The sequence below is a fragment of the Streptosporangium nondiastaticum genome, assembly GCF_003011965.1.
Lineage (GTDB): Bacteria > Actinomycetota > Actinomycetes > Streptomycetales > Streptomycetaceae > Streptomyces > Streptomyces nondiastaticus.
In genome coordinates, this window is the sequence record NZ_PXWG01000226.1 from 1 (window position 1) to 6,354 (window position 6,354).

The 6,354-nt window shown below is 71.9% G+C and carries 7 protein-coding genes and 1 pseudogene; 4 read left to right on the plus strand and 4 right to left on the minus strand.

Going from position 1 to position 6,354, the window contains the following annotated elements; genetic code table 11:
- Window positions 1-388 precede the first annotated feature (388 nt).
- Together B7P34_RS34510 and B7P34_RS34515 are read right to left on the minus strand one after the other, a co-directional pair.
- Entirely contained in the window at window positions 389-1,186 is a 798-nt protein-coding gene (locus B7P34_RS34510) for a purine-nucleoside phosphorylase (RefSeq protein ID WP_223268551.1), read from the minus strand.
- A 140-nt stretch (window positions 1,187-1,326) separates the two neighbouring features.
- The gene (locus B7P34_RS34515) at window positions 1,327-1,764 is read right to left on the minus strand and encodes a gamma-glutamylcyclotransferase (RefSeq protein WP_030369994.1); all 438 of its coding nucleotides are present in this window, start codon (window positions 1,762-1,764) and stop codon (window positions 1,327-1,329) included.
- Between the two features lie 174 nt (window positions 1,765-1,938).
- Between B7P34_RS34515 and B7P34_RS34520 the strand changes: the two genes are divergently transcribed.
- Both B7P34_RS34520 and B7P34_RS34525 read left to right on the plus strand, forming a co-directional pair.
- Complete coding sequence (locus tag B7P34_RS34520; RefSeq protein WP_223268550.1) at window positions 1,939-3,378, plus strand: NAD(P)H-quinone dehydrogenase; 1,440 nt, start codon at window positions 1,939-1,941, stop codon at window positions 3,376-3,378.
- Between the two features lie 157 nt (window positions 3,379-3,535).
- Window positions 3,536-4,258: pseudogene (locus tag B7P34_RS34525) on the plus strand (DeoR/GlpR family DNA-binding transcription regulator); the annotation flags it as partial.
- 652 nt (window positions 4,259-4,910) lie between these two features.
- Here the strand turns inward: B7P34_RS34525 and B7P34_RS34530 are convergent.
- A complete protein-coding gene (locus B7P34_RS34530) occupies window positions 4,911-5,513 on the minus strand; it encodes a TetR/AcrR family transcriptional regulator (RefSeq protein ID WP_106682102.1) in 603 nt (200 codons plus the stop codon).
- 122 nt (window positions 5,514-5,635) lie between these two features.
- Here B7P34_RS34530 and B7P34_RS34535 point away from each other — a divergent pair, with 122 nt between their 5' ends.
- A complete protein-coding gene (locus B7P34_RS34535) occupies window positions 5,636-5,914 on the plus strand; it encodes a type II toxin-antitoxin system Phd/YefM family antitoxin (protein WP_146167014.1) in 279 nt (92 codons plus the stop codon).
- Window positions 5,915-6,160, plus strand: a complete 246-nt coding sequence (locus B7P34_RS39875; protein WP_106682104.1) for a type II toxin-antitoxin system RelE family toxin — start codon at window positions 5,915-5,917, stop codon at window positions 6,158-6,160.
- A gap of 67 nt (window positions 6,161-6,227) precedes the next feature.
- Here B7P34_RS39875 and B7P34_RS34545 read toward each other — a convergent pair.
- A partial coding sequence (locus B7P34_RS34545; protein ID WP_146166984.1) for a biotin/lipoyl-containing protein occupies window positions 6,228-6,354 on the minus strand: 127 nt, incomplete at its 5' end.

The following is a 6,354-nucleotide window of genomic DNA, read 5'->3' on the forward strand; positions in this document are numbered from 1 at the left end:
GGGGCGGGCCGAGCCCTACGGGGCTGCATGATTTACGGGCCCTCTGGCCCAAGCTTTGGGTGCCCGGAACGAGGGCCCACAAATCACGCTTTACGCCCCTTGCCGGGCCCGGCCCGCCCCGCACCCTCCCGCGCGTACGCATCCTGCGGGCCCCGCTCGGGCTTGTGGCCCGCGGTACGCCGGTGGCTGCCGGGCCCGCCCCTGACCGTGAACCGCGCGGTTCCGGGCAATCGGGCGGGTGGGTGGGCGTGTCGCGCGCCGCAGGCGCGCGGGGGCGGCGAGGCGCGGCGCCGCACCGGCATACGGCACCCCCGGCGAGGGGAGCCGCACCCCGGCAAGGGGAACGGCGCCGCACCCCGCGAGGGGACACGGCGCCGTACCGGCAAGGTCAGAGCTTCGGGAGGACCCGGGCCAGGAGCTCGCCCATGCGGGACGCGGAGTCGCGGCCGGCCTGGAGGACCTCTTCGTGGTTGAGGGGCTCGCCGGTCATGCCCGCGGCGAGGTTCGTCACGAGGGAGATGCCCAGGACCTCGGCACCGGCCTCGCGGGCCGCGATGGCCTCCAGCGTGGTGGACATGCCGACGAGGTCGCCGCCGAGGGTGCGGACCATGCGGATCTCGGCCGGGGTCTCGTAGTGCGGGCCGGGGAGCTGGACGTAGACGCCCTCCTCCAGGGTCTCGTCCACCTCCTTGCAGAGCGCGCGCAGGCGGCGGGAGTACAGGTCGGTGAGGTCGACGAAGTTGGCGCCGACGATCGGCGAGGTCGCCGTCATGTTGATGTGGTCGCTGATCAGCACGGGCTGGCCGGGGCGCATGCCGTCGCGGAGGCCGCCGCAGCCGTTGGTGAGGACGACGGTCTTGCAGCCGGCGGCGACGGACGTGCGGACGCCGTGGACGACGGCGGCGACGCCGCGGCCCTCGTAGTAGTGCGTGCGGCCGAGGAAGACCAGGGCGCGCTTGTCGTTGACCTTGTACGAGCGGACCGTGCCGGCGTGGCCCGCCACGGCTGCCGCGGTGAAGCCGGGGAGCTCGGTGACCGGGAACTCGGCCTCGGGGGTGCCGAGCGCCTCGGTCGCGGGGAGCCAGCCGCTGCCCATGACCAGGGCGACGTCGTGGGTCTCGGCGCCGGTGAGCTCGCGCAGACGGGCGGCGGCGGCGTCCGCCGCGGCGTACGGGTCGGCCTGGATGTCGGGAGTAACTGATGCGTTCACGCGGACGAGGGTAGCCGCTTATCGCCTACGCGCGTAGATGTCACTGGTCACGGTGTTCCGATTGTTGCTTTGTGGGTTGTGACGAGACGCAATCGTCACAACCCGGGCGCGGCGCGTCAGCAGGGGCGCTTGCGCAGCTCCATCACGTAGTCGTGGGGGGCGCCCGCGGACTCCGCCGCGTCGGCGATCTCCCCGAGGTAGCGGGCGGAGGGCAGGCCGCCCTCGTAGCCGTTCAGGACGTAGATCCACGCGGGCTCCTCGCCGTCCAGGGTGTGCACGCGGACGCGCATCCGCCGGTAGATGTCGAGACCGACACCCTCCCAACGGTCCATCGAGTCCTCGTCCATCGGAGCGATGTCGTAGAGCGCGACGAAGACCTGGGAGCGGGGGGCCTCGACCACGGTCGCGAGGGCGCCCTCCCAGCCCAGCTGCTCGCCGCCGAAGGTCAGCCGCCAGTCGGCGAGCCAGCCCGTGCCGCGCAGGGGCGAGTGGGGTGCGCGGCGGGACATCAGCCGCGCGTCGAGGTTGCCGGCGTACGCGGCGTAGAGCGACATGGTTTCGAGGGTACGGGAGTGAGGCGCGACGGCATTTGGGATGGCAGTCTCGAAGGGAGGTTCGTCCGGAACCTCCTGCCGGTTCTCGCACGGATTGCCGCACGGTTGCGGGGAGCGATCCGCGGGGGAGGCCCCGGGAGAAGTCGCTTTGATGGGTGCGGGACAATGGAGTACGTGACTCGGATCGTGATCATCGGTGGCGGACCCGGCGGCTATGAGGCGGCGCTCGTCGCCGCGCAGCTCGGTGCGGAGGTGACCGTCGTCGACTGCGACGGTCTGGGCGGGGCGTCGGTGCTGACCGACTGCGTGCCCTCGAAGACGCTCATTGCGACGGCCGAGGTGATGACGACCTTCGACTCCTCGTACGAGGAGCTCGGGATCATCGTCGCCGACGACACGCCGCACATCGAGCAGGCGGCGCGGGTCGTCGGCGTGGACCTGGGCAAGGTGAACCGCCGTGTGAAGCGGCTGGCCCTCGCGCAGTCGCACGACATCACGGCGTCCGTCACCCGTGCGGGCGGGCGCGTCCTGCGCGGCCGGGGCCGGCTGGAGCCGAACCAGGCCCCGGACGGTTCGCGCCGCGTGGTCGTGCGCGCCGCCGACGGCACCGAGGAGACGCTGGTCGCCGACGCGGTGCTGGTCGCCACGGGCGCGCACCCGCGGGAGATCCCCGACGCGCTGCCGGACGGCGAGCGCATCCTGAACTGGACCCAGGTGTACGACCTGGACGAGCTCCCCGAGGAGCTCATCGTGGTCGGCTCGGGCGTGACCGGCGCGGAGTTCGCCGGCGCGTACCAGGCGCTGGGGTCCAAGGTGACGCTGGTGTCGTCCCGGGACCGCGTGCTGCCGGGCGAGGACCCGGACGCCGCCGCCGTTCTTGAGGACGTCTTCCGGCGCCGCGGCATGAACGTCATGGCGCGGTCGCGGGCGCAGTCCGCGAAGCGGGTCGGCGACCGGGTCGAGGTCACGCTGGCCGACGGCCGCGTCATCACCGGTACGCACTGCCTGATGGCGGTCGGCTCGATTCCGAACACCGAGGGGATCGGGCTGGAGGAGGCCGGGGTCCGGCTCAAGGAATCCGGGCACGTCCGGACCGACCGGGTGTCGCGCACGAGCGCCCCGGGCGTCTACGCCGCCGGCGACTGCACGGGCGTGCTCGCGCTCGCGTCGGTCGCGGCCATGCAGGGACGCATCGCGATGTACCACTTCCTGGGTGACGCGGTGGCGCCGCTCAACCTGAAGTCGGTTTCCGCGAACGTCTTCACGGACCCCGAAATCGCGACCGTCGGATACACCCAGGCCGACGTCGACAGCGGCAAGATCGACGCACGGGTCGTCAAGCTTCCGCTGCTGCGGAACCCGCGCGCCAAGATGCAGGGCATCCGGGACGGCTTCGTGAAGATGTTCTGCCGTCCGGGCACGGGCATCGTCGTCGGCGGCGTCGTGGTCGCCCCGCGGGCCAGTGAGCTCATCCACCCGATCTCCATCGCCGTGGACAACAGCCTCACGGTCGAGCAGATCGCGAATGCGTTCACCGTATATCCGTCGCTTTCGGGCTCGCTGGCGGAAGTCGCGCGGCAGCTGCACACGCGGAAGACGCAGCGCGAGGCGTAAACGCTCCGCCGGGCGTGAACCCTCCGCGAGGGTTTGGGTATTGATTGTCGCGCTGAGTGGTCGGGAGGCGCCGGTCGTTGAGACCGGGCCTCCTATACCACTTTGAGCGTTCCGGAGCGGACAACTTCCGTTAATTGCTGCAACCTGCTGAAAACGGATGGTCGTTGGCGTTACTGTCGGTTTCGTGTTCGCTGCAGAACGTCGCCAATTGATCCTCGAAATGGTGCGGGCCAACGGGGCGGTTTCGCTCCGTGAGCTCGCTCGCGTCGTCCAGACCTCCGAAGTGACCGTACGGCGGGACGTGCGGGCACTGGAGGCCGAAGGACTCCTCGACCGCCGGCACGGCGGTGCGGTGCTGCCGGGCGGCTTCACCCGGGAGTCCGGCTTCCCCCAGAAATCCCATCTAGCCACCGCCGAGAAGACGGCCATCGCCGATCTCGCGGCGAGCTTCGTCGAAGAAGGCGAAGCCGTCGTCGTCGGCGCCGGCACGACCACGCAGGAGCTGGCCCGCCGGCTCGCCCGCGTGCCCGGTCTGACCGTCGTCACCAACTCCCTGCTCGTCGCCCAGGCGCTCGCCCACGCCAACCGGGTCGAGGTCGTCATGACCGGCGGCACGCTCAGAGGATCCAACTACGCACTGGTGGGCAGCGGGGCGGAACAGTCCCTGCACGGCCTGCGGGTCACCCGGGCGTTCCTGTCCGGCAGCGGGCTGACCGCGGAGCGCGGCCTCTCCACGTCCAACATGCTCTCGGCGAGCGTGGACCGGGCGCTGGTGCAGGCGGCGGCGGAGGTCGTCGTGCTCGCCGACCACACGAAGCTCGGCACGGACACGATGTTCCAGACCGTGCCGACCGACGTCATCACGCGGCTCGTGACGGACGAGCCGCCGTCCCACGACGACCGCGCGGCGACGGAGCTCCAGGCCCTCGCGGACCAGGGCGTTCACATCTCGGTCGCCGGGCCCGGCGCGGGGGCCCCTGCGGGGGCGGTGCCGGGGTCCGGGGCCGGATCCGGGCCCGAACAGGTGCCGCAGCAGCAGCGGCGGCGGGACGTGCCGCCGCTGCCGGGGCAGCGGCGGACGCACGGGGGCCATGGGGGCCATCACCCGCTGCCCCCCGGCGGCCAGGCCGCCGCCCAGTCCGGCGGCGGCGCGCCCCCCTCCCAGCTCCGCAGCGCGGGGTCGCTGGGCGCTGAGCCTCCGACGGCGAGGGTGGCGGACCTGGCCCCCAGGCGCCGCTAACGGGCGCCTCGCGGCGCGCATCCGGGGCCCGTGTTGGGCGTGGGCTCGCCCCGTTTCCCCTGCGGCGGGGAGGGGTGCGGGGCAGTGTGCGGGCGCTCGTTCTTGTCGGCTGGCGGCCGGGTTCTTGCTTCCGCCGCCGCGGTGATCAGCCCCTGCGCTGCTGTCCGGCGGTGCCGTGCCGAATCTTCAGGTGGGTGCGGCACCGCCGGTGTGCGCCGCGGGGGCGGGCGGCCGTTGCGGCGGGGGGAGGGGTGCGGGGGGAGACCCGCGGCGCCGGGGGCGCTCCGGGCGGCTAGTCCGCGTCGGGGCACGGGACCGTTTGGAGGCCCCGGAGGGTGAGGGTCAGGAGGCGGTCGGGGAGGTGCGGGTCGTCGGGGGACTGCTCCGCGGCCAGGGAGATCGCGTTCGTCAGCTGCATGACGTCGGTGATGCCGACCTCGGGGCGGACCGCCCCCACCGCCTGCGCCCGGGCCAGGAGCACGCTCCCCGCCTCCCGTAGCGGCAGGCTGCAGCGCGACATCGCCGAGGCCTCGTCCGACTGGGCGGCCAGCAGGGCCCGTGACAGCCCCCGGTACGTGCTGGCGTGCGCCACGCACGCCCGGAGCCAGTCGACGAGGGCCCGGCACGGCTCGGGGGAGGCGAGGAGCTCGCGGGAGCGGGCGAGGAGCCCGTCGACCTCGACCTGGAAGACGGCGCTCATGAGCGCCGTGCGGTTGGGGAAGTGGCGGTAGAGCGTTCCGATGCCGACACCGGCGCGCCGGGCGACGTCCTCCAGGGAGGCGTCGGTGCCGTGCCGGGTGAACGCGTTCCGCGCTTCCACGAGCAGCCGCTCGTAGTTGCGCCGGGCGTCCGCCCGCATGGGGCGTGGCGACGCTTGTGTGGTCTCCGTGGCCATGGCTGCCGAGTCCTCCCTCATCTCTCCCCGCCTGCCAAGGATGCCACTGGCCTTGCCGGCCGCTAGGGGCCATCCGAACGGGGGATTGTTGTACGCACCTGCGGGTGCGTACCGTTTTGTGTATGGACACCTACTCCCTCGTCGAAGCCCGGAACCAGCTCGGGCAGCTGGTGGGCCGTGTGCGTCACGGGCATGAGCACATCCTGATCAGCGAGTACGGCAAACCTGCAGCGGCACTGATCCCCATAGAGGAGTTGGAGGAGCTTCAGCGGCTTCGGGACGAGGCGGATCTGGCGTTGGCACGGTCTGTCCGGGAAGACCCCGGCGCCCGATGGATTTCACAGGACGAGGTCCTGGCCGTCCTGGAGGCGGACGAGGCCGCGGATCGGAAGGCCTGCTGAATGCTCTGGACCGTGGTGTGGGAAGAGCGGGCGTTATCCGGTCTCCGTCGTTCACGTTTGACGGATCCCAAGGGTGCCAGGGCGTGTGTGGCGGCGACTCGGGAGTTAGGCGGCGAACCTAAGCCCGAGAGCGCCTTTGCGCTCGGCGGGTCCGGCTACTACCGGCTCGCTGTCGGAGACTGGCGGGTGCTGTACCTCGTAGAGGACGACACGGTGTACATCCTGAACGTCGGTCGCACTGCCTGATCGTTGAATGCCTGCGGGCCTCAGCCGAGTGATCGGCGGAGGCCCGCAGGCATTCTGATGGCGTGCGTCAGTCCTTGATTTCGCAGATGACGGCGCCGGAGGAGACGGAGGCGCCGACTTCGGCGGTGATGCCCTTGACGGTGCCCGCGCGGTGGGCGTTGAGGGGCTGTTCCATCTTCATCGCCTCAAGGACC

Bases quoted from the DNA above. Each gene is read 5' to 3' on its own strand.
- B7P34_RS34530 (WP_106682102.1), bottom strand. From the start codon at position 5,513: ATGGCCACGGAGACCACACAAGCGTCGCCACGCCCCATGCGGGCGGAC.
- B7P34_RS34535 (WP_146167014.1), top strand. From the start codon at position 5,636: ATGGACACCTACTCCCTCGTCGAAGCCCGGAACCAGCTCGGGCAGCTG.
- B7P34_RS34515 (WP_030369994.1), bottom strand. From the start codon at position 1,764: ATGTCGCTCTACGCCGCGTACGCCGGCAACCTCGACGCGCGGCTGATG.
- B7P34_RS39875 (WP_106682104.1), top strand. From the start codon at position 5,915: ATGCTCTGGACCGTGGTGTGGGAAGAGCGGGCGTTATCCGGTCTCCGT.